General features: G+C 65.2%; 20 protein-coding genes, 1 tRNA gene and 1 riboswitch. Of the genes, 7 read left to right on the top strand and 14 right to left on the bottom strand.

Annotation, left to right across the window (positions count from 1 at the left end; all coding sequences use genetic code 11):
- Positions 1-46 precede the first annotated feature (46 nt).
- The 4 genes from orn to E3T38_RS12840 all read left to right on the top strand — a co-directional run bounded on the left by orn (position 47) and on the right by E3T38_RS12840 (position 2,611).
- Positions 47-721: an oligoribonuclease gene (gene orn / locus E3T38_RS12855; RefSeq protein WP_134548515.1), complete on the top strand. Its 675-nt coding sequence runs from the start codon at positions 47-49 to the stop codon at positions 719-721.
- Between the two features lie 43 nt (positions 722-764).
- Positions 765-840 (top strand) — tRNA-His (locus E3T38_RS12850).
- Between the two features lie 70 nt (positions 841-910).
- On the top strand, positions 911-1,261 hold the full coding sequence (locus E3T38_RS12845) for a metallopeptidase family protein (RefSeq protein ID WP_104197742.1): 351 nt from the start codon (positions 911-913) through the stop codon (positions 1,259-1,261).
- A 24-nt stretch (positions 1,262-1,285) separates the two neighbouring features.
- Positions 1,286-2,611 (top strand): hypothetical protein, encoded by a 1,326-nt coding sequence (locus tag E3T38_RS12840; RefSeq protein WP_134548514.1) that lies wholly within the window; start codon positions 1,286-1,288, stop codon positions 2,609-2,611.
- Here E3T38_RS12840 and E3T38_RS12835 read toward each other — a convergent pair whose 3' ends face one another.
- The 12 genes from E3T38_RS12835 to gatC form a co-directional block, all read right to left on the bottom strand.
- A complete protein-coding gene (locus E3T38_RS12835) occupies positions 2,612-2,875 on the bottom strand; it encodes a hypothetical protein (protein ID WP_134548513.1) in 264 nt (87 codons plus the stop codon).
- Positions 2,872-3,483: an AAA family ATPase gene (locus E3T38_RS12830; RefSeq protein WP_241984457.1), complete on the bottom strand. Its 612-nt coding sequence runs from the start codon at positions 3,481-3,483 to the stop codon at positions 2,872-2,874. The genes E3T38_RS12835 and E3T38_RS12830 overlap by 4 nt, the downstream gene beginning before the upstream one ends.
- Positions 3,476-4,270, bottom strand: a complete 795-nt coding sequence (locus E3T38_RS12825; RefSeq protein WP_134548512.1) for an energy-coupling factor transporter transmembrane protein EcfT — start codon at positions 4,268-4,270, stop codon at positions 3,476-3,478. Before E3T38_RS12825 ends, E3T38_RS12830 begins: the two co-directional genes overlap by 8 nt.
- The gene (locus tag E3T38_RS12820) at positions 4,267-5,796 is read right to left on the bottom strand and encodes an ABC transporter ATP-binding protein (RefSeq protein WP_134548511.1); all 1,530 of its coding nucleotides are present in this window, start codon (positions 5,794-5,796) and stop codon (positions 4,267-4,269) included. Before E3T38_RS12820 ends, E3T38_RS12825 begins: the two co-directional genes overlap by 4 nt.
- Positions 5,797-5,799: 3 nt before the next feature.
- On the bottom strand, positions 5,800-6,459 hold the full coding sequence (locus tag E3T38_RS12815) for an ECF transporter S component (protein ID WP_134548510.1): 660 nt from the start codon (positions 6,457-6,459) through the stop codon (positions 5,800-5,802).
- A 32-nt stretch (positions 6,460-6,491) separates the two neighbouring features.
- Positions 6,492-6,602: riboswitch (TPP riboswitch) on the bottom strand.
- Between the two features lie 347 nt (positions 6,603-6,949).
- Positions 6,950-7,279 (bottom strand): hypothetical protein, encoded by a 330-nt coding sequence (locus E3T38_RS12810; protein ID WP_134548509.1) that lies wholly within the window; start codon positions 7,277-7,279, stop codon positions 6,950-6,952.
- A 25-nt stretch (positions 7,280-7,304) separates the two neighbouring features.
- Entirely contained in the window at positions 7,305-8,519 is a 1,215-nt protein-coding gene (gene dinB / locus E3T38_RS12805; protein ID WP_134548508.1) for a DNA polymerase IV, read from the bottom strand.
- A 183-nt stretch (positions 8,520-8,702) separates the two neighbouring features.
- On the bottom strand, positions 8,703-9,812 hold the full coding sequence (locus E3T38_RS12800) for a VIT1/CCC1 transporter family protein (protein WP_241984456.1): 1,110 nt from the start codon (positions 9,810-9,812) through the stop codon (positions 8,703-8,705).
- Positions 9,809-10,081, bottom strand: coding sequence for a hypothetical protein (locus E3T38_RS12795; protein ID WP_104197734.1), 273 nt, complete (start codon positions 10,079-10,081; stop codon positions 9,809-9,811). The genes E3T38_RS12800 and E3T38_RS12795 overlap by 4 nt, the downstream gene beginning before the upstream one ends.
- Before the next feature lie 3 nt (positions 10,082-10,084).
- Complete coding sequence (gene gatB / locus E3T38_RS12790; protein WP_241984455.1) at positions 10,085-11,608, bottom strand: Asp-tRNA(Asn)/Glu-tRNA(Gln) amidotransferase subunit GatB; 1,524 nt, start codon at positions 11,606-11,608, stop codon at positions 10,085-10,087.
- Positions 11,608-13,155: an Asp-tRNA(Asn)/Glu-tRNA(Gln) amidotransferase subunit GatA gene (gene gatA, locus E3T38_RS12785; RefSeq protein ID WP_134548507.1), complete on the bottom strand. Its 1,548-nt coding sequence runs from the start codon at positions 13,153-13,155 to the stop codon at positions 11,608-11,610. The genes gatB and gatA overlap by 1 nt, the downstream gene beginning before the upstream one ends.
- Before the next feature lie 2 nt (positions 13,156-13,157).
- A complete protein-coding gene (gatC, locus tag E3T38_RS12780) occupies positions 13,158-13,454 on the bottom strand; it encodes an Asp-tRNA(Asn)/Glu-tRNA(Gln) amidotransferase subunit GatC (RefSeq protein WP_104126006.1) in 297 nt (98 codons plus the stop codon).
- Positions 13,455-13,712: 258 nt separating this feature from the next.
- On the opposite strand from gatC, the gene E3T38_RS12775 reads away from it, so the two are divergent.
- From E3T38_RS12775 to E3T38_RS12765, 3 genes are all read left to right on the top strand, one after another.
- Entirely contained in the window at positions 13,713-14,699 is a 987-nt protein-coding gene (locus tag E3T38_RS12775) for a zinc-binding dehydrogenase (protein ID WP_134548506.1), read from the top strand.
- Positions 14,700-14,738: 39 nt separating this feature from the next.
- Positions 14,739-15,560: an aldo/keto reductase gene (locus tag E3T38_RS12770; protein WP_134548505.1), complete on the top strand. Its 822-nt coding sequence runs from the start codon at positions 14,739-14,741 to the stop codon at positions 15,558-15,560.
- Positions 15,561-15,799: 239 nt separating this feature from the next.
- A complete protein-coding gene (locus E3T38_RS12765; RefSeq protein WP_104200878.1) occupies positions 15,800-16,942 on the top strand; it encodes a glutathione-independent formaldehyde dehydrogenase in 1,143 nt (380 codons plus the stop codon).
- A gap of 297 nt (positions 16,943-17,239) precedes the next feature.
- On the opposite strand, the gene ligA is transcribed toward E3T38_RS12765, so the two are convergent.
- Positions 17,240-19,492 carry an NAD-dependent DNA ligase LigA gene (gene ligA, locus E3T38_RS12760; RefSeq protein WP_134548504.1) on the bottom strand — a complete coding sequence of 751 codons (2,253 nt, stop codon included), beginning with the start codon at positions 19,490-19,492 and terminating at the stop codon, positions 17,240-17,242.
- Positions 19,485-20,696 carry a tRNA 2-thiouridine(34) synthase MnmA gene (mnmA, locus tag E3T38_RS12755; RefSeq protein ID WP_134548568.1) on the bottom strand — a complete coding sequence of 404 codons (1,212 nt, stop codon included), beginning with the start codon at positions 20,694-20,696 and terminating at the stop codon, positions 19,485-19,487. The genes ligA and mnmA overlap by 8 nt, the downstream gene beginning before the upstream one ends.
- Between the last annotated feature and the right edge of the window lie 16 nt (positions 20,697-20,712).

Below are 20,712 nucleotides of genomic sequence, written 5' to 3'. Positions count from 1 at the left end.
CCGTAAGTTTACAGGCCGTGTCTGAGCCCACCGGTAGACTGGAAGAATGACGAATAGCACGACGGAAACAGTACCGACGACCTCCCCCGCGCCTTCCCCGACGTCGAAGAGTCCCGACCGCCTGGTTTGGATCGACTGCGAAATGACCGGACTCGACCTGGATCGTGACGAACTCGTCGAGATCGCCGTCGTTATCACCGACTATGACCTCAATGTGCAGGGTCCGGGCCTCGACATCATCATCAAGCCCAACGACTCGGCCCTCGAGAACATGGGCGACTTCGTGCGTACCATGCACACCTCATCGGGCCTCATCACCGAGATTCCGAATGGTGTCAGCGCCGCCGAAGCCGAGTTTCAGGTTCTCGAATACGTGTTGAAGTATGTCCCGGCCGATCAGAAGGCTCCGCTCGCCGGAAACTCCATCGGTACCGACCGCGCATTCCTCACCCGCTACATGCCGCGCCTCGACAACCAGCTGCACTACCGCAATGTCGACGTGTCGTCGATCAAGGAACTGGCCAGACGCTGGTACCCGCGGGTGTATTTCAACGCCCCCGCCAAGGACGGCGGTCACCGCGCCCTCGCCGACATTCTCGAATCGATTCGCGAGCTCGCTTACTACCGCCAGACAGTGTTCGTGGCCGACCCCGGTCCGACCAGCGACGAGGCCAAGTTGCACGCCGCCGAAGTTGTGAACTTATTCTCCTCTGAGGTGTAATAGGATTGCGGAGTTGCCCTGCGTTGTAGACGTGGGACGCATGGTGGGTATAGCTCAGTTGGCAGAGCGCCTGGTTGTGGTCCAGGAGGTCGCGGGTTCAATCCCCGTTACTCACCCCAATGAAACACTGCAAATCGGTCTCTGACCAACGCAGTGTTGGTGAAAGCAGGCCGCGATGATCGAAGCCGCATGGTAGAACTCGACGCGGTCGCATTTGAACGCCTCGTGGTTGATGAACTGGATCTGCTGCCAGACGACATGGTCGACGGATTGGATAACATAATCTTCGTGGTCGAAGATCGTCCCGAAGACGGCACCCTGGATATTCTGGGCCTGTATGACGGGGTCGCGCTCACCGAGCGCGGTCAGTACGGCTTTGGCGAGATGCCAGATCGCATTGTGCTGTATCGGGAACCGTTACTGGCGATCTGCGACACCCTGGACGACCTACACGATGAAATTCACATCACCCTGGTTCATGAAATCGCTCATTTCTATGGCATAGATGACGACAGGCTGCACGAGCTCGGCTGGGGCTAGCCTCCAGAGGTCTAACCTTGGGTCATGAGTTCCTTCCGTCCCGGCCGCCTTGTCGGCATTTCGGTCGGAACGGTGGTCATCCTCAGCCTCGGCATTTACGGCCCCGCCACTTTGCTGGGCCCCCTTCCGCGCGTCACTGCCACCACCGTCATCCCTGCCTCGACAACCGCAGCGCCTACTCCCCCCGTTCTGTCCGCCAACGGCGCAAGCGCCATCGCCGTACTCGCTGCGACGACCAGCGACGCATCCGGCACGATCTCCACCGGCACGGCCTCAACAAGCGCTACTACAACCAGCGCGGCTACAACCAGCACGGCGATTCCCGAGCCCCTCGCGGTCGCGGGAACCGCTCAGGCGCTCCCCATGGCATCCATTGCCAAAGTCGTGACCGCCCTGGTCGTTCTTGATGAAAAACCGATCGTGACGGGCGAGAGCGGCCCGGTTGTGACGCTCACAGCCGCCGACTTTCAAAGCTATCTCGACTACGACAAGGCCGGTGCCCGCTCAGTGACTGTGTTCGCTGACGAACAGTGGACCGAGCTCGAATTGTTGCAGGGCTTATTGCTCGGGTCGAGCAACAACCACGCCGACAGTTTGGCCCGCTGGGCGTTCGGGTCGGTCGACGCCTACGTGGTCGCCGCCAACGCCTGGCTGGCGCACAACGGGCTAGCGGATACCGCCGTCGTCGATGCGACCGGGCTGCACGACGCCAGCGCCGGCACCGCCACCGACCTGGCCCGCCTGGCCGGCCTCGCCGCAATCGATCCGATCGTTTCGGCAATGCTGGAGAGTCCCGCATCCGCTTTGGCAAACCGCCGTGGTGTGCAGAACACGACGTCGTACCTGCCCGAAGAAGGCATCACGGGCATTTCACGCAGCTACACGGATGCGGCCGGCGTCTGTTTTCTGTTCACCGCCGAGATCAGTGACGGTGCCTCGAGCTTCACGTTCTCGGGTGCCTACATCGGCGAACCTTCCTATGATGCGCTCACTGCGGATCTGACCGCGCTCATGGCGAGCGCGCGAACTGGAGTTGGCCCGTTACCTGTACTGGCCGCCGGTGACGCATACGCGACGTTTGAATCCGCATGGGGTGATGACGCCTCAGCCGTGGTCGGCGTCTCGCGCACGCGCTATGCGTGGCAGGCCGCCAGCCCGGAGGCCGCAACGGTCACGCTCAAGGATTTCACCACGGCCCGCACCGGCGCGAACATCGGCCAGGTACAGCTCAGCGTGGCCGGGGAGAAGCTCTCGGCCGCCTTGAAACTCGACCAGGCCATCAACGACCCTGGAGTCGGCTGGCGGCTGCTCCATCCGGTCATGATGATCTCGGCATTGCTCGACCAGTAACTAGATCGGATCGACCTCGGCGTCAACGGGATCGCTTTCGCCCTCGTCGAAGGCGTAGCGCACGCGCAGTTGCCCGCTCACGTCTCGTTGGTCGACCTCGTCGTACCAGAACACCGATTCCAGTCCGGCGACGGCGGCCACCATGCTGATGCGTGCCTCGTGTTTGCCGCGCACGAGGGACCGGGAATCGATCTGACCCTCGAGCGGGCCATCGATGAACTCGGCAACGTACAGGGTGGGGGTTGCGCTGTCAGTATTGCTCATGGCAAACAATCTAGTCCTCTGCGGCCGGAGCTGCCCGCCCGTAATCGAACGGTCGCGCGAGGTTCAGGCCCCTCCTGTTTGAGATAGGTCGCCCACTCCTGCTGCCACTGGTCCCAGTGACTGCGAAATGCTTCTCCGTCGCGATCGAGCGCACGTTGTTTACGCAGAGCGTCGTCGGCCGCGAGCCAGACCCGCACCTGACTGAGCGGCTCGTGCGCGGCCGCGAGAGTTCCGCAGCCCTCCACAATCAAGGGGAGGGCTGCGTCGAGCGGATTCCACTCCGCCGCCTGACTCGCAGTCCAGTCGTAGCGCTGCCATGCCGCCGGCAGGCCTCGGTGCCGTGGCTGGAGAACGTAACGGTGCAGGTGGCTGACGGCCGCGTCGAGGCCGTCCCAGCCGGGATAGATGTCGTCCATCCGCACCAGTTGTGGGCTGTGCGGGCCAGGCCAGTGCTTTCTCAGTGTGTCGGCGAGGGTGCTCTTGCCCGCACCGCTAGGACCGTCAATGAGCACCACGGGGTTCGGGCCAGCAGCAGCCACGGCCTGCAGTAACGGCGCCAGCAGGACCATATCGTCTTGTGCGGCCTTTCTTCTATCGGTGTCAGGCAAGAATGAAGCTCCAGGTTCCAGCCCACACCGCAACGCCAATGGCGATACCGGCAATGGCGAATCCGATGCCGACCAGGACCGCGTCGGCCGCTCGGACCCGCGACGGTCGTGCCCAGGTACGGGGCTCGTCGCTGCCGAATCCGCGCGCCTCCATGGCCGTGGCGAGTTTACTGCCCCGACGCACCGAAATGACGAGCAGGGAAAAGGCCGGGCCGAAGAACCGGCGAGCGGCACCGCGCAGTCCACCGCCATCGCCGACCCCGCGGGCCCGACGGGCAAGCGTAAGCGAGTGCCAGTCTTCGATGAACATACCCACGAGTCGCAGACCAGCCAAACCACCGAGCACAAACCGCGCGGGCAGCCGCAGCACCTGGGCGAGGCCATCGGCGAGGTCTGTCGGATCCGTCGTGGCGAGCAGCACGATACCGGGCAGACCGATGGCGAGCACCCGCAGCCCGATGGCCAGGCCGAGCTGGGCTGAGCCTTCGGTCACCGAGATGAATCCGAACTGCCACAGCAGCGCGCCGGAGTCTTCGCCATAGAGCACCGTCGTGATCATAGCCATCGGGGCTGCAATCCAGACCGGTGCCGTTCGCAGCCAAAATTGTCGGGCGCTCAGGCCGCACCAGAGCAAAAGTCCGGCCTCGAGCAGCAGGGCGACTCCAGCCGAGACCCAGTCGATCGAGAGCAGCAGCGCACAGCTCACGATCAGGGCAACTGCAAGCTTGGCGACCGGGTTGAGTCGGGCGACGACGCTCGGGCGGATCGTCGGGGTCAGCAGGCTCATGGCGCTCCCGTCCCGAGCCGGATCGGGTCAGGCATACCAAGCCGGTATTCCTCGTCCGCGAGAGCGTTGACGAACTGGGCGTCGTGGGTGACCGCGACGAGCGCGATGCCCTCATCGAGCAGCTCGGCCAGAAGGGTCACGAGTTCCTGCCAGGTACGGGAATCCTGCCCGAAGGTCGGCTCATCGAGCACGAGCAGGCGGGGACGGGTCGCGAGAACGGTGGCGACGGACATCCGCCTCTTCTCGCCACCCGACAGGGTGAACGGGTTGGCGTCGGCGAGATGGTCGAGTCGCAGCCGGTGCAACAGCTCGTCGACGCGGCTGGTCTGTTCGGCCTGGCTGAGCCCGAGGGCGCGCGGGCCGATCTGCAGGTCGGCCCGCACCGTCGCGGCCAGGAATTGGTGTTCCGGGTCTTGAAAGACGGTTCCAATGCGGGTCAGCAGCTGCTGGGAACGCCAGCGGTGCGGCTCGGAAACGATACCGGCCGCAAGGGTGTCACTTGCCTGCAGCGTTCCCCCGGCCGGCTTCAACAATCCGGCCAGCGTGAGGGCGAGGGTGGATTTTCCGGCGCCGTTGGGGCCGGTCACAACGGTGGCGGTGCCGGCCCGCAGGTTGAGGGTGATGCCAGCGGCGACAACGGATGCCGCGCGCCGGCCAAACGGAACACGACCCACCGCGAGCCCCTCGGCCCGCAACAGGGTCTGCGCCGGGGTGATCGGAGAGCGCGTCGGAAACCGGGGGGGCAGGGCCGGCACCCAGACGCCGGCCTGCGCCAACCGCTCACCTTGCCCCGACAGGATTTCGCGGGTGGGGCCGTCGGCCAGCACGCCCCCGGCCGGGTCGAGCACGATGACGCGGTCAACGACGTCCTGCCAGACCTCGACCCGATGCTCGATGACCACAAAGGTGGCCCCGGAATGATCGAGGGAGCGCACAACGGCGTCGCGCACCTCGATGACACCGGTGGGGTCGAGGTTCGCGGTCGGCTCGTCGAGCAGCAACAGCCCCGGCCGCATAGCGAGCACGCCCGCCAGCGCCAGGCGTTGCTTCTGCCCGCCGCTCAGGCTCGAGGTCGGGTGGTCGAGGGGCAGGTCCAGGCCGACCTCAGTGAGAGCCTGGCGCACCCGCGGCCAGATTTCGGCGCGCGGAACGGCGAGGTTCTCGCAGCCGAATGCGACGTCATCTCCGACCCTGGCCAGCACAACCTGAGAGTCCGGATCCTGCAGCACGAGTCCGACCCGCCCGCGCGCCTCGGCCGCGCGGCGGCCGTCGATGAGCAGGCTGCCGGTCTCGTCGCCGTCTTCGGCATCGCCGAGCACGCCGGCCAACGCGTGCATGAGAGTACTCTTGCCGGCACCGCTGGCACCGAGCAGCAAAACCCGCTCGCCGGGCGTGACCTGCAGGTCAAGCCCGGACACCGCCTGATTGTGGCGCCCGGCGTGGCGCCAGCCCCAGTCGCGGGCTCGAATCTGTACGGCGCGGATCTGCGCGCCGTGACCGGCCGGGAACGGCGGGGTGTCCAACATCCGCTAGCTGATCGCGGCGGAGGGTGCTCGCGACCCTTCCCGACCAGCAGCAAACCGGCTCAGCGCACCGGTGCGGGCCAGGCCGCGCACGGCCAGCCAGGACAGCAGGCCGGCCAGCACGGTGCCCGACACGACAGCGGATACGAAATAGACGACCCTGTAGCCGAAATCCAATGCCGCATAGCTCGTGAAGGTCGTGTCGAGCAGACCTACTGCCACGCCGGCGCCAGCGCCAGCGAGAAGGGCGACGCCGAGTCGCCAGTTGCTATAGAGGAACAGCGCGAGAATGATTTCGGCGCCGAGGCCTTCGACGACGCCCCAGATGAGCGTGGAGAAGCCCCACTGGGTACCGATCAGCATCGACACGACGGCGGCGACGACTTCGGTGTACACGGCTGCGCCTGGCTTTCGGATGATGAGACCGCCGAGCACTCCGGCGAACAGCCAGCCACCGGCGAGGAGACCCTCGAGACCGGGCGTGAACGCGAGGATGGCGCTGAGCGGGGACCAGGCCAGGCCCCAGGCCCAGAAGATGACGCCGCTCGCAACGCCGATGACACTCGCGACGACGATGTCGACCACGCGCCAGCGAAAGTTGCGGGGCTTCTTCGCCCTCGAAGTCTGGCGAGTGGACTGACGGAGTGAACTCGTTGTAGCGTGCACTGTTCGTGCCCTTTCCGTAGGTGAATACAGGGGCACGGGATCGAGAAGCCTCCCTGCGCTGGCATGATCCAGATCAGGTTCGACGGTCGAAGCTTGGTCAGCTTCCTCTCAGCCCGGTGTACCGGACTCCCGTGATACCGCCAATTCTAGCGCCCCGCCTAGACTTGCGGCATGGGAATGACGACATGAGTATCAGCATCCTGCTCGTGTTGGCGGCGCTGTATCTCCTGCTGATGCGTCGGTTCCTGATGCGGCGTCGGCGCATCGCCCGGGGATTGCCGGTAAGCAGCCCGTGGCACTTTCCGCCCTGGCTGCGGCTCCGGGTGCCACGGTGGGCGCGCCGTCGGTTCGCGCGCCGGCCGCGCCGGCCCCGCCGCATCCGTTCTGCTCGTCGCCCCCGCCGCGCGCGCCCGGGCCCACCTGGGGGAACCGGGCCGAGTTTATAGACTGGGCCAGCGGCTCGGGCCCCGGCCCCGCCTAGAGAGCAGAGCTACTTCTTGAGGGCTCGGATTATTCGGGCCAGGGCGCGCCCGGCGACCAGAAGGAATGGCACACCGACGGCGAGCAGGGCGATGACGTTCGGCTCAAACCGAGCGGTGCCGCCCGACTTGACATAGGCACCGATCGGCAGCGATACGCCACCGCCGCCCCCACCGGATCCGACAGCACCGCCTTCGCCGGCATCACCGCCACCGAAACCGTAGTAGCTGAGCGCCACCGGTATGAGGGTGACGCCGTCAATTTGCACGGGATCACCGTAAGCCGATTTCACACCGGCGGAACGGAAGGCTTCTGCGAGTTTTTCCGGGAGGCTGGTCATTCCAACAGGGTAGTCGACTCGTGTCTTATGGGCGAGGCTTGAAGAAGGAGGCCGAACGCACTGTTCCCGCCCCGAATCGCTCAGTCACGGAATCGACCGCCAGCTCGGCGCCGCGCCAGTCCTCGTCGGGATCCCATAAGCCAACCGATCCCGACGCTGTACCGAGCTGCTCAGCCCGCACCCCGATCAGTCTCACCCGAATACCCGACGCGGCCAACAGGTCGAACGCTGCGACTGCTTCCTCATAGATTCGCCGGCCGACATTGCTCGGTTCAGCGAGGGTGCGCGACCTGGTAACGGTACTGAAGTCTGTGTAGCGCAGCTTGAGTGCCACGCGCCGTGCCACGAGATCGCTGCGCCGCAGCCGAGCGGCCACAAGGTCGCACTGCCGCAGCAATTCACTGTGCAATCGGTCGATGTCAGTCACGTCGTGTTCAAAGGTCACCTCGTGGCCGACGCTCTTCTCTTCCCGCTCGAGCGTCACCGAGCGTGGGTCACGCCCCCAGGACAGCTCGAACAGTTTCACACCGGAGGCCTCCCCCAGCGTTTTTTTCAGCACGTCCAAGGGCGTGCGGGCAATATCGCCGATGAGTTTCAGGCCGAGGCGCGTCAGCATCTGCTCGGTAGCGGACCCCACGCCCCAGAGTGCGGTCACGGGCAACGGATGCAAAAACTCCACCGTCTTTTCGGCCGGCACGACGAGCAGACCGTTGGGTTTGGCCAGGCCGGAGGCAAGTTTGGCGACGAACTTGGTCGACGCCGCGCCGACGGAGCAGACGAGGCCGGTTTCGGCGAACACGCGGGCGCGAATGAGCTCGCCGATCACAGCCGGTGAACCGAACAAATTAGTCGCGCCGGCAACGTCAAGAAACGCTTCGTCGATGCCCAGCCGTTCCACCAGTGGCGTGACGTCGTCGAAGATACTCATCACTCGGGTGGAAAAGTCTCGATACTGTCCCATGTGCGGCTCGAGTACGATCGCGTTCGGGCATTGCCGCAACGCGAGCGACATCGGCATGGCCGAGTTCACACCGTATTTTCGGGCGATGTAGTTGGCCGCCGTGACGACCGAACGGCCGCCGCGGTGGCCGACGATTACCGGCAGGTGCGCGAATTCAGGGTGAGAGAGCAACTCGACCGAGACAAAGAACGCGTCCAGATCAACGTGCAGCACCGTCGCCGAGCGGTCGTCGACGTCGTCCGCCGAAATCTGCCGCCCGCTGCCATCCTGTCTGCCCACCGAAAAACCCTAACCCGATCCGGCTCATATGCACTACCGACAGAGGGAAAATACAATTCCACGGCATAACTCCTGCAATTCACTGCTGAAAAATGTCGGGACCGCGTCTTTTCGCGGGAGCCGTACGTCACGTCACGCAATCTGCAGGAGTTATGCGACGGGACGACACGTTTTATCGAGCAGCTAGGCGAGCGTCGTTCCGAAAACCAGCCCGAGCAGGTAGGTGACTGCGGCCGCGCCCAGGCCGATCACGAGTTGTCGCAGCGCACGCTTCAGCGGCGGACCGCCAGAGAGCAGGCCGACGACTGCGCCGGTGGCCAACAGGGCGACGCCCACAAGAATGGTGGCGACGATGATTGCCGCGTAGCCGCTCATGCCGAACAGGTAGGGCAGCACTGGCAGCAGCGCCCCCGAGGCGAAGAAGCAGAAACTCGACAGGGCCGCTCCGGTGCCGGTGCCGATGGCCTCGTGCTCGTCATGCGTGGGCGCTTGCGGGCTGACCGCGGAGATCGGTCCGGTCGCCGCGTAGGCGGTAGCGAGTACCCCGCGGGCGTGCGCCTCCGCCTCGTCTTCAGACATGCCCCTGGCCCGGTAGACGAGGGTCAGCTCGTTGGCAGCGAGATCCAGGTGGGAGAGCACGCTCTTGGCCGGCGCGGCGGGGGTGGAAGCTTCGAGCAGTTCTCGCTGGGAGCGCACCGAGACGTACTCGCCTGCACCCATCGAGAGCGCCCCGGCCAGTAGTCCGGCGATGCCGGTGAACAGAATCGTCGCGGCCGGGACCCCGGTCGCCCCGATGCCAAGCACGAGGGCGAGGTTGCTCACCAGCCCGTCGTTGACACCGAACACGGCGGCCCGAAAGGTACCCGACAAGCGTTTGCGGCCCCGGGCGGCGAGGCCACGCACGACCTCTTCGTGCACGGTCTCATCGGCAGCCATGGCGTTGGTCGCGTCCGCATCCGCGTTGTAGGGCGAGCGGCCCTCGGCCCGTTGAGCGAGGGCGAGCACGAACACCGACCCGAACCGTCGAGCGAGCAGCGCCAAAAAACGGGTGCGCAGCGCGCCGCGCCTCGGTGAGCCGATATTGCTGCCGAGCAGTTGACGCCAGTGTTCTTCGTGGCGTCCTTCGGCATCGGCGAGGGCAAGCAAAATCTGGCGCTCCTCGCCCGCACGACGGTTCGCGAGGTCGCGATACACGGCGGCTTCGGCCTGTTCGTCAGCCAGGTACTGCCGCCACCGACGGATGTCGCGGGTCGACGGGGTGCGCTCGCCCGGCCCTGGAGTGATCGCGTTCACGCTTCCGGCGCTGCTTCCAGAAAGCTCTGCGGGATGCGCGCGGAATCGTGCGGGCCGGAGCCGTCGAGGCCGAAGAATGGTTCCTCGAATCGAACGACCCAGAATTTTTCCCGCACGACGGTCGGAGCGTAGAGCCCGGAGCCCTCCGACTCCCCCGCCGCCACGATCACGCCGATCGGGTCGTCAAGGAGGGACTCGGGAAACCGGGTGCGATCGAGCCGAACGATGACCTGCACGCCTACTCCGAAGACAGCGCTCTGACCACTCATGCGTTACTCGATCGCCTGGGCTCGTTCGAGCACGAGTTCGCGCACGCGCGCGGCATCCGCTTGCCCACGCATGGCCTTCATGACCGCGCCGATCACCGCTCCGGCGGCTTGCTGCTTGCCGCCACGAATCTTAGCGAGCACGTCGGGCTGGCCGAGCAGCGCGGCGTCGATGGCCGCGATGAGCGCACCATCGTCGGAGACGACGGCGAGGCCGCGGCTGTCGACGACCTCGGCCGGGGTGCCCTCCCCGGCAATGACACCCTCGAGTACCTGGCGGGCCAGACGGTCGGTGAGGGTTCCAGCCTCGACGAGTTCGATCAGCGCAGCGAGCTGCGCCGGTGTCACGAGCGAGTCGGCGGCGACCCCGGCCGCGTTGGCGAGCCGGGCGATTTCGCCGGTCCACCACTTGCGTGCGGCTTGAGCGGATGCCCCGGCAGCGACGGTCGCTTCGACCGCGTCGAGCAGATCGGAGTTGACGACGTCCTGAAACTCGAGGTTCGCAAAACCCCACGCTGCCTGCAGGCGCTTGCGGCGGGCCGCGGGCGGCTCGGGCAGGGTCAGGCGCAGTTCTTCGACCCATTCGCGCGACGGCGCCATCGGCAGCAGGTCGGGCTCGGGAAAGTAACGGTAGTCATCGGCGTCGCTCTTGGGCCGACCAGCACTCGTGATTCCGGTGTCTTCGTGCCAGTGCCGGGTCTCCTGCGTGATGGTGCCACCGCCGGCCAGCACGGCGGCCTGGCGCTGGATCTCATAGCGCACGGCGCGTTCCACCGAGCGCAGCGAGTTGACGTTCTTGGTTTCGGTGCGGGTGCCGAGCACGTTCGACCCGCGCGGACGCAGGGAGACGTTCGCGTCGCAGCGCACATTGCCCTCTTCCATGCGGGCGTTGGAGACGCCGAGCGCCTTGGCGATCTCGCGAATGGCCGCGACGTAGGTCTTGCCGATCTCGGGGGCGTCGTGTTCGGCGCCCTCGATCATCTGGGTGACGATCTCCACCAACGGCACTCCGCCGCGGTTGTAATCGACAAGAGAGTAGTCGGCGCCCTGGATGCGTCCGGTGGCGCCACCCATGTGGGTGAGCTTGCCCGCGTCGTCCTCCATGTGGGCGCGTTCGATCTCGACGGTGACCAGACGGCCGCTTTCAAGTTCGATCGTGATCGAACCGTCGTGGCAGATCGGGTCGTCGTACTGGCTGGTTTGAAAGTTCTTCGCCGTGTCGGGGTAGAAGTAGTTCTTGCGGGCGAACCGTGAGTGTTCCGCGATCTCACACCCCAAAGCCAGCCCCAAGCGGATACTGGATTCGATCGCCTTCTTGTTCACCTGCGGCAGCCCGCCGGGCAGGCCGAGGCAGGTGGGACAGGTGTTCGTGTTGGCGCCGGAGCCGAACTCGTTGGCGCAACCGCAGAACATTTTGGTTTTGGTGTTGAGTTCGACGTGCACCTCGAAGCCGAGCACCGGCTCGAACAGTTCGAGTGCTTTGTCGAAGTCCATCAATTCGGCCCGGTTCTTCATTTCTGCGTTGGGCATCAGACGGCTCCCTCTTTACTGGCAAACATTTCGGTCGGGGTCAGGGCTGGTGCCTGGCTGAGCATGGTGTGTCCCCAGCGCGCTTCGAGCAGCTGCTCGATGGCGGCACCGACGGTGTAGAGGCGGGCATCCGCTTTGGCGGGAGCCATGATCTGCAGGCCAACCGGCAGGCCGTCTTCGGGCGCCAGACCGATCGGGATACTCATGCCGGGTATGCCGGCGAGGTTGGCCGGAATGGTGGTCACGTCATTGATATACATGGCCATCGGGTCGGCGAGCTTCTCACCGAACTTGAATGCGGTGGTCGGAGCACTCGGCGAGACGAGCACGTCGACCTGGCTGAACGCGGCGGCGAAGTCACGCTGAATGAGCGTGCGCACCTTCTGCGCGCTGCCGTAGTACGCGTCGTAGTAGCCAGCGCTCAGGGCGTAGGTGCCGAGGATGATGCGGCGCTTGACCTCGTCGCCGAAACCCGCCTCACGGGTGGCGCTCATGACGTGCTCGCTCGTGAGCGAGCCGCTGTCGGGGTTGACCCGGATGCCGAAGCGCACCGAGTCGAAGCGGGCCAGGTTGCTCGAGGCTTCGGCGGGCAGAATCAGATAGTAGGCCGCGACGGCATACTCGAAGTTTGGGGCGGAGACCTCGGTGATCTCGGCGCCGGCGGCGACGAGCAGGGCAAGGGTCTCCGTGAAGCGCTGGGTGACACCGGCCTGGAATCCGTCGCCGGCGAGTTCCTTGATGACGCCCACGCGCACGCCCTTGAGGGCGCCGTCTGTGAGGCCGGCTTGGGCCGCGGCGGCCATCGAGGGCCAGCTGTCGGTCAGCGACGTGGAATCCAACGGGTCGTGCCCACCGATGACGTCGTGCAGCAGGGCGGCGTCGTAGACCGTGCGGGAGACCGGGCCGACCTGGTCGAGGCTCGACGCGAGGGCGATAGCCCCATAGCGTGAGACTCCGCCGTAGGTCGGCTTGACGCCGACCGAGCCGGTCACGGCGGCCGGCTGGCGAATCGATCCGCCGGTGTCGCTGCCGAGGGCGAGCGGCGCCTGAAAGGAAGCGACGGCCGCGGCCGAACCGCCGCCGGAGCCGCCGGGGATGCGGTCGCGGTCCCAGGGGTTGCGGGTGACGCCATAGGCGGAGTGCTCGGTAGAGGACCCCATGGCGAATTCGTCCATGTTGGTCTTGCCGAGCGGAATCAACCCGGCCGCACGCAAGCGCGCGACGACGGTCGCATCGTACGGCGGCACCCAGCCCTCGAGAATTTTCGACCCGGCGGTGGTGGGCATGTCCTGGGTGGCGAGCACGTCTTTGATCGCGATCGGAACACCGGCGAGCGGGTTCAACACTTCACCTGCAGCGCGGCGGGCATCGATCTTCGCGGCGGCGTCAAGGGCGGCGTCGCCGGCGACGTGCAGAAAAGCATGCAGGTCGGTGTCGACTGCCGTGATGTGGTCGAGGTGGGCGCGGGTCGCTTCGACGGCGCTGACCTGCTTGCTGACCAACAGTTCACTGAGAGCAGCGGCGGAGAGCTTGGTGAGATAGGTCATGCTTACTCCTCGTCCAGGATGGCGGGCACGCGGAATTTGTCCCCGGCGCGGTCTGGCGCACCGGACAGGGCCTGCTCCACCGTCAGCGAGGGCACGACGACGTCGTCGCGGAACACGTTGGTCAACGGCATCGGGTGGCTCGTGGCCGGTGTATCGGCTGTGGCAACCTCAGACACTTTGGCGATCGAGTCGACGATCTGGCCGAGGTCACGGGTGAGACTGGTGATCTCGAGGGGGCTGAGGTCGATCCGAGCAAGGTATGCCAAATGGGCAACCTGCTCAGCCGTGATTTCAGACATGGTGCTCCGATACGCATTGGGGTGGGTACTCCAATCCTATTCGCCAGCCGCCGCAAGCCCGATCCGCCAACCGCACCAGATCCGTACCCCCGCCCCTGTTGCAGTCCGGGTCCGCTGAAGGCACCGAACCGACACCGGCACCGGGGGCCATTTTTGGCGTTGATCGAGTGGAGTTTCATCTCGCCGACGACGAGAAAAGACCCTGCACGAAGCCAGAATTTCACCGGGACGTAACCGTTTAGGAGCACACTGGAAGATATGAGAGCAATTGTTGTCGAGCAGAAACCGGGCGGATCCGTGTTGTCGATGCGGGATCTCCCGAGCCCTGAACCGGGCCCGCGTCAGGTGAAGATCCGTGTGCAAACTGCGTCGGTGAACCGTGCCGACCTGGGCCAGCGCGCGGGAACCCACCAGCCGGTCAGCCCGGGCAGCGCTCCGGTCGTCGTGGGGCTCGACGCCGCGGGCGACGTTGTCACGGTGGGAAGCGAGGTGACAGGCGTTCACGTCGGGGACCGCGTCATGGCCATCGTCGGTGGAGGTTTGAGCGAGGAAGTCGTTGTCGACGCTGCGCTGGTTATACCGATTCCGCCGGCGTGGACCTACGCGGAGGGTGCTGCTGCGATCCTCGGCTTGATGACTGAGCACAACGCACTCCGCACCGCGGGTGAACTCAAGCCGGGCGACACGGTGCTGGTTCATGCGGCTGCCTCAACGGTGGGGCTTCAGTGCGTACAGCTGGCAAAATACCTGGGCGCTGGACTGATCATTGCCACCGTTCGCACGGACCGGGCGACGGACCTGCTCCGTTCTTCGGGTGCCGATCACGTAATCGAGGTTGGCGAGGCCGGTTTTGCGGATCGAGTTCTGGAACTGACGGATGGCCGCGGGGTGGACGTCATCGTCGACCATGTTGGGGGCCCCTATCTCGCGGATAATATTCGCTGCGCCGCGCTCCGGGGACGCGTAGTCGGTGTGGGGCGCCTCGGCGGTGCCCACGGTGATCTTGATCTGGAAGCACTGGCCTTCAAACGAATAAGCATCATCGGGGTCACCTTTCGTACCCGTGACGCTGCGGAAAAAGCCGCCATCGTCGCCGCGCTGCTGTCCGACGTCGATCCGGCTTTCGAAGCACTGCGCCCATCGATTGATCGGATCCTGCCCTGGACCGAAGTCCAACAAGCGCAGGATCTCATGGCCGCGAACTCGCACCTGGGCAAGATCGTTTTGAGTCTTCTCAATACGTGAGCCAGACCGTCTGCAAATGCACACTAGGTAAGGAACTACATGCGCGAAACCGAATTCTTCAACGGCGTCCAGGTGCCCGTCATCGGCCAGGGAACCTGGCATCTCGGTGAGGACGCCGCGAAGCGAAAGACCGAGGTGTCGGCCCTCTGCGCGGGGATCGATGCCGGCCTGACCGTGATCGACACCGCCGAAATGTATGGCGATGGCGCCTCGGAAGAACTGGTCGGCGAGGCCATCCGCGATCGACGTGATGACGTCGTGCTGGTTAGCAAGGTCTACCCACACAACGCGAGCCGGAGCGGCGTCGTGGCGGCGTGCGAGCGCAGCCTGCGCCGGCTCGGAACCGATCGGCTCGATGTCTACCTACTGCATTGGTCCGGCAGTTTTCCACTGTCCGAGACCGTCGACGGGTTCGAACACCTCCGTGCGGCGGGCAAGATTCGGAGCTGGGGGTTATCGAATTTCGACCGGGATGATCTGAAGCGGGCGCCCGACGGATGCGCCACCAATCAGGTGCTCTACAACCTCGGCAGTCGGGGCATCGAATTTGATCTCCTGCCCTGGCAACAACGCGCGGGCATGCCGCTCATGGCCTATTCGCCACTCGGTCAGGGACCGGCCCTGCTCGAGCATCCGCTGCTGGCCGAAATCGGAGAGCGGCACGGAGTGAACGGTGCCCAGATCGCGCTGGCCTGGGTCATCCGGCAACCGGGCGTCATAGCGATCCCCAAGGCTTCGTCGCTCGAGCACGTGCAGCAGAATGTCGGCGCGGGCGCGGTTGTTCTCGACGCCGAGGATTGTCTGTCGCTGGATAGCGCATTTCCGGTGCCCCGCAGCAAACAACCGCTCGATATTCTGTGACGCCGTCCACTTTTTTTCCGAAGCGCACTCCGGCCATGCGGAGTGCGTTGAATGTGGTCACCGCCCTTCCAGCCACCCCTGCTGGGGCACAGTGGCAGGTCACGTCTGATCGTGATACTACTGAGACATGCTCATTTTCTGCACAGCCTGAGGCTGTCGGGCATTCATCCATTCAATACCTCCGAAAGTGAAGACGGATCCTCCGTCTGACACGGTCACAAGTTCAGGGAGTGAAAAAAATGAAAGCAGTCGTTTATAAGGGCCCCAATGAGGTCAACGTCGAAGAAGTTCCGGATGCCAAGATCGAACGTCCCACTGACGTTCTCGTGCGCATCACGGCGACAAATATTTGCGGATCAGACTTGCACATGTATGAGGGACGCACCAATTTCGAGACTGGACGCACGTTTGGCCACGAGAACATGGGCGAGGTCATCGAGGTCGGTAACGGCGTCGATGCGGTCAAGGTCGGCGAGCACGTCGTGTTGCCGTTCAATATTTCTTGCGGGTTTTGCAAGAATTGCGAACGCGGTTTCACCAACTACTGCATGACCACTCAACCAGACCCGGTCGGCGCGGGCGCCGCCTACGGCTTCGCTGGCATGGGTCCATACCCCGGCGGGCAGGCACAAATGCTGCGAGTGCCCTACGGCGACAACAACTGCCTGCGCTTGGGTGAAGACGCCGTAGAAAAGCAAAACGATTACGTGATGCTCTCGGACATCTTCCCTACCGGCTACCACGCTACCGAGATGGCCGGCGTTATCCCCGGTGACACGGTCGTGGTCTACGGTGCTGGTCCGGTCGGGCTCATGGCTGCCCTGTCTGCCCTGATCAAGGGCGCCAGTAAAGTCTGGGTTGTGGACCGACGCCCCGACCGGCTGGCCCTCGCCGAGCAGATCGGCGCGATCGCCGTTGATGACTCAAAGACGGACCCGGTTCAATTCGTATTGGACCAGACCAAGGGTATCGGCGCGGACCGGGGATGTGAATGCGTGGGCTATCAAGCCCACGACCCCCAGGGCACCGAGGATCCTGCCATGACTCTGAACCGGCTGATCCAGTCCGTGCGCATCACCGGCGGCATCGGCGTAGTCGGTGTCTTCCTGCCGGCAGATCCTGGCGGCTTCGACGAGAACGCCAAACAGGGCAAGCTTGCCATTGACTACGGCCTGCAGTGGCTTAAAGGCCAGAGTATGGGCAGCGGCCAATGCCCGGTGAAGAAATACAATCGACAACTGCGCGACCTGATCGCCGTCGGTAAGGCCAAGCCGTCGTGGATCGTTTCGCACGAGGTCCCGCTCAGCAAAGCCGCGGATGCCTACAAGAACTTCGGCGACCGCAACAACGGGTGGACCAAAGTCATCCTCAAGCCCGAATAGGGCATCGTCGAACGAACTCGCCGCAGCGCGATCAACTCTCAGACTCGACGAGTGAGGGCGTGAACTCGAGTTCGTTCAATGATCCACACCGATAGCGCACCCAGCACAAGCTCCAACATGGGCGCGACCTTCGGCGGGGCGGCACTTGCGAGTGCCGCCCCGCGTTCAGCGCGGTGCCCTGATCAGAGGAGCCACCCGTGCCGGCCCAGGCCCCACGGGATAGCGACAATAACATCGCCGTGAGCCACGTGCGGGCGGGAGAAATCCTCCGGGAACGCAAGTGGCCGGCGTGGCAGCCTATGTGGATGCTGGCGCGGTCGCCAACCCGGCCGGCCCTTCCGTGAGCAGGGTTCGAAATTCGTCGGCGTCGAGGATTCGGATGCCGAGGGTTTCGGCCTTGCCGAGTTTCGATCCGGCGCCCGGCCCGGCTGCCACGAAGTCGGTGTTCTTGGACACGCTCGATGCGCTTTTACCGCCAGCGGCGATGATCGCCTCCTGCGCGCCCTCCCGGGTGAAGCCCTCGAGTGATCCGGTGGCCACGACGGTCAGCCCCGCGAGCACTCCCCCGGCGGCCTCGGCCGCGCCCGGACCGGGGTGTCCCGGTGTGGCGAACTGCACGCCGGCCGCGGCCCACTGGGTGACGATATCTACGTGCCAGTCCACCACGAACCAGGCGAGCACTGCGTCGGCGATGATGCCGCCAACCCCGTCGACCCCGGCGAGTTCTTCGCGGGTCGCCGCACGAACGGCGTCGAGTGAGCCGAAGTGGTTGGCCAGTGCCCGGGCGGCGACCGGGCCGACATGACGGATGTTCAGGCTCACCAGAATGCGCCACAGCGGCTTCGTCTTGGCCTTCTCGATCTCGGCCAGGAGCTTGAGCGCGTTGGAGGACGGCTGCAGGCCGGTCAGACCCTGCTTCTTCTCGGCCGGACTCGGATTGCGACAGAACGGCATACGAATTTTCGCAACCCCGTCCTCTTCCTTCGGCAAGCCCGTTTCGGCGTCGCGCACGATCACCTGGATTGGCAACAGGTCGGCAAGTTTCAGGGCGAACAGGCCGGCCTCGGTCGACAGCGGCGGGTCGGCCGGCACGGTCGGCTGGGTGAGCGCAGAAGCCGCGACCTCGCCGAGCACCTCGATGTCGAGCCCCCCGCGGCTGCCGATGTGTTCGACCCGGCCGCGCACCTGCGCGGGGCAGCTGCGCGCGTTCGGGCAGCGCAGGTCGATGTCGCCCTCTTTGGCCGGGGCCAGCGGGGTGCCGCATTCCGGGCAGTTCTGGGGCATGACGAATTCGCGTTCGGTGCCGTCGCGCAGTTCGACGACCGGGCCCAGCACCTCGGGAATGACGTCGCCGGCCTTGCGCAGCACGATCGTGTCGCCGATCAGGACCCCCTTGGCCTTAACGACGTCCTGGTTGTGCAGTGTCGCCTGGCGTACCTCGCTGCCGGCCACGAGTACTTTTTGCATGACCGCGAAGGGGGTGGCGCGGCCGGTGCGGCCAACACTCACGACGATGTCGAGCAGTTTCGTGTTGACCTGCTCGGGCGGGTATTTGTAGGCGATTGCCCAGCGCGGCGCCCGATTGGTGGCGCCAAGCTCGGCGTGCAGGGCCAGTTCATCGATCTTGATCACGATGCCGTCGAGTTCGTGTACGACGCTGCCGCGGTGCGCTCCGTAATACTCGATGAACTCAGCCGCCTCGGCGACCGACGGGACCACGCGAAAGTAGCTGCTGGTCGGCAGCCCCCAACCGTGGAGCAGGCCGTAGACCTCGGACTGGGTCTGCACGGGCGGGTTCTCCCAGGCGCCGATACCGTGAACCAGCATGCGCAGCCGACCCAGGCGCGCCTTCATGAGGCGCAGCTGGTCCGCATTTTTGCCGGAGGCTTTCTGCCGCAACGACCCGGCCGCAGCGTTGCGGGCGTTGGCGAACATCCGCTCGCCGGCCGCGGACTGCGCCGCGTTCAGTTCGTCGAACGCGACCGTAGGAAAGAACACCTCTCCGCGCACCTCCATGAGTAACGGATGCCCGGTGCCAGCCAGGCGACTCGGGATGCCGGGTACGAGGTCGATGTTCTCGGTCACGTCTTCGCCAACGACCCCGTCGCCGCGGGTCGCGGCGGAGACGAGCACTCCATTGGCGTACCGCAGGTTGATGGCGAGGCCGTCGATCTTGAGCTCGCACAGGTAGTGCACCGCCCGGCCGGAGTTCTCCGCGGCTTTGCGAGCCCAGGCCTCGAATTCTTCGAGGGAGAAAACGTTGTCGAGGCTGAGCATGCGTTCGGCGTGTGTCACCGGGTCGAACAGGGTGACTTCGGCCCGACCACCAACCGTTTGGGTGGGGCTGTCCTGGCTCGCCAACTCGGGATGCAATCGCTCGAGTTCGCCGAGGTGCTGAACCAGCCGGTCGTATTCGGCGTCAGAGATGACGACGGTATCGCGCTCGTAATAGGCGTCACGGGCAGCGAGCACGCGGGTAGTGATATCGGCAGCCTCGGCGGCTGCGGCGCTCAGCGCGTCGGGTGTGGTGGCAGCAACGGACTCAGGCATTGACCGGGACGGGGCTGGCCGAAGCGGTGGGGACAGAAGCGGTGGGGACAGAAGCGGTGGGGACAGAGTCGGTGGGGGCAGTAGCGGTGACAGAAGCCGGAACGGCGCTGACGGTGCGGTCGATGGTGCATTGGCCGAGCACCCGGGTTCCGACGTACACCACGGCGGTCTGCCCGGGGGCGACGCCAGCCAGCGGCTCGTTCGGAATGATGCGCAATTCGACCGAGCCGCGGACTCCGGTCACTGCGGTGGTCGAGACGACCTGGGCCACCGCGGGTACCGGGTCGGCATGGGCGCGGATCTGCACGTGGCAGGGGAACGCGACATCTGGATGTTCGGGGGCAAGCCCCGCCCAGGTGTATTTGTTGCCGGCGATCTCCTTGATGGCGAGAGCCTCCTTCGGACCGACGACGACCGTGTTGGTGATCGGACGTACCTCGAGCACGAAGCGCGGCTTGCCGTCGGCGGCCGGAGTGCCGATTGACAGCCCCTTGCGCTGGCCGACGGTGAACGCGACGGCGCCGTCGTGCTGGCCGAGGGTGTTGCCTTCCCGGTCGAGGATGTTGCCGGTCACCGGGGCGACGCGTTCGCCGAGCCAGCCCTTGGTGTCGCCGTCGGGGATGAAGCAGATGTCGTAGGAATCGGGCTTGTTGGCCACCGAGAAGCCGCGCTCGGCCGCTTCGGCGCGCACCTCGGCCTTGGTCGGCGTGGCGCCGAGCGGAAACATGGAATGGTTGATCTGGTCGGCGGTGAGCACACCGAGCACGTAGGACTGGTCTTTCGCCCAGGCGGCCGCGCGGTGTAGTTGCTTGTTGCCATCGGCATCCGTCAAAATGCTCGCGTAGTGGCCGGTGCAGACGGCGTCGAAGCCGAGCGCCATGGCCTTTTCGAGCAGGGCGGCAAACTTGATCTTTTCGTTGCAGCGCATGCACGGGTTCGGCGTGCGACCGGCGGCGTACTCGGCGATGAAGTCGTCGACGACGTCGAGTTTGAACCGTTCCGAGAAGTCCCAGACGTAGTAGGGAATGCCCATGATGTTGGCCGCGCGCTGGGCATCCATCGAATCTTCCACGGTGCAGCAGCCGCGGCTGCCGGTACGCAGTGTGCCCGGCATCCGGCTCAGCGCCAGATGCACGCCAACCACCTCGTGTCCAGCTTCGACCGCGCGCGCGGCTGCGACGGCGGAATCAACACCGCCACTCATTGCTGCTAAAACCTTC

Source organism: Cryobacterium sp. Hb1 (assembly GCF_004403585.1).
GTDB lineage: Bacteria > Actinomycetota > Actinomycetes > Actinomycetales > Microbacteriaceae > Cryobacterium > Cryobacterium lyxosi.
Note: the sequence above shows the minus strand (reverse complement) of the source record. Positions and strands in the feature narration are given on the sequence as shown.

Coding starts and splice junctions, on each gene's coding strand:
- E3T38_RS12840 (WP_134548514.1), top strand. CDS start 1,286: ATGAGTTCCTTCCGTCCCGGCCGCCTTGTCGGCATTTCGGTCGGAACG.
- E3T38_RS12825 (WP_134548512.1), bottom strand. CDS start 4,270: ATGAGCCTGCTGACCCCGACGATCCGCCCGAGCGTCGTCGCCCGACTC.
- gatC (WP_104126006.1), bottom strand. CDS start 13,454: ATGTCTGAAATCACGGCTGAGCAGGTTGCCCATTTGGCATACCTTGCT.
- E3T38_RS12810 (WP_134548509.1), bottom strand. CDS start 7,279: ATGACCAGCCTCCCGGAAAAACTCGCAGAAGCCTTCCGTTCCGCCGGT.
- orn (WP_134548515.1), top strand. CDS start 47: ATGACGAATAGCACGACGGAAACAGTACCGACGACCTCCCCCGCGCCT.
- E3T38_RS12845 (WP_104197742.1), top strand. CDS start 911: ATGGTAGAACTCGACGCGGTCGCATTTGAACGCCTCGTGGTTGATGAA.
- E3T38_RS12835 (WP_134548513.1), bottom strand. CDS start 2,875: ATGAGCAATACTGACAGCGCAACCCCCACCCTGTACGTTGCCGAGTTC.
- E3T38_RS12820 (WP_134548511.1), bottom strand. CDS start 5,796: ATGTTGGACACCCCGCCGTTCCCGGCCGGTCACGGCGCGCAGATCCGC.
- E3T38_RS12765 (WP_104200878.1), top strand. CDS start 15,800: ATGAAAGCAGTCGTTTATAAGGGCCCCAATGAGGTCAACGTCGAAGAA.
- E3T38_RS12770 (WP_134548505.1), top strand. CDS start 14,739: ATGCGCGAAACCGAATTCTTCAACGGCGTCCAGGTGCCCGTCATCGGC.
- gatA (WP_134548507.1), bottom strand. CDS start 13,155: ATGACCTATCTCACCAAGCTCTCCGCCGCTGCTCTCAGTGAACTGTTG.
- E3T38_RS12795 (WP_104197734.1), bottom strand. CDS start 10,081: ATGAGTGGTCAGAGCGCTGTCTTCGGAGTAGGCGTGCAGGTCATCGTT.
- gatB (WP_241984455.1), bottom strand. CDS start 11,608: ATGCCCAACGCAGAAATGAAGAACCGGGCCGAATTGATGGACTTCGAC.
- mnmA (WP_134548568.1), bottom strand. CDS start 20,696: ATGAGTGGCGGTGTTGATTCCGCCGTCGCAGCCGCGCGCGCGGTCGAA.
- E3T38_RS12775 (WP_134548506.1), top strand. CDS start 13,713: ATGAGAGCAATTGTTGTCGAGCAGAAACCGGGCGGATCCGTGTTGTCG.
- ligA (WP_134548504.1), bottom strand. CDS start 19,492: ATGCCTGAGTCCGTTGCTGCCACCACACCCGACGCGCTGAGCGCCGCA.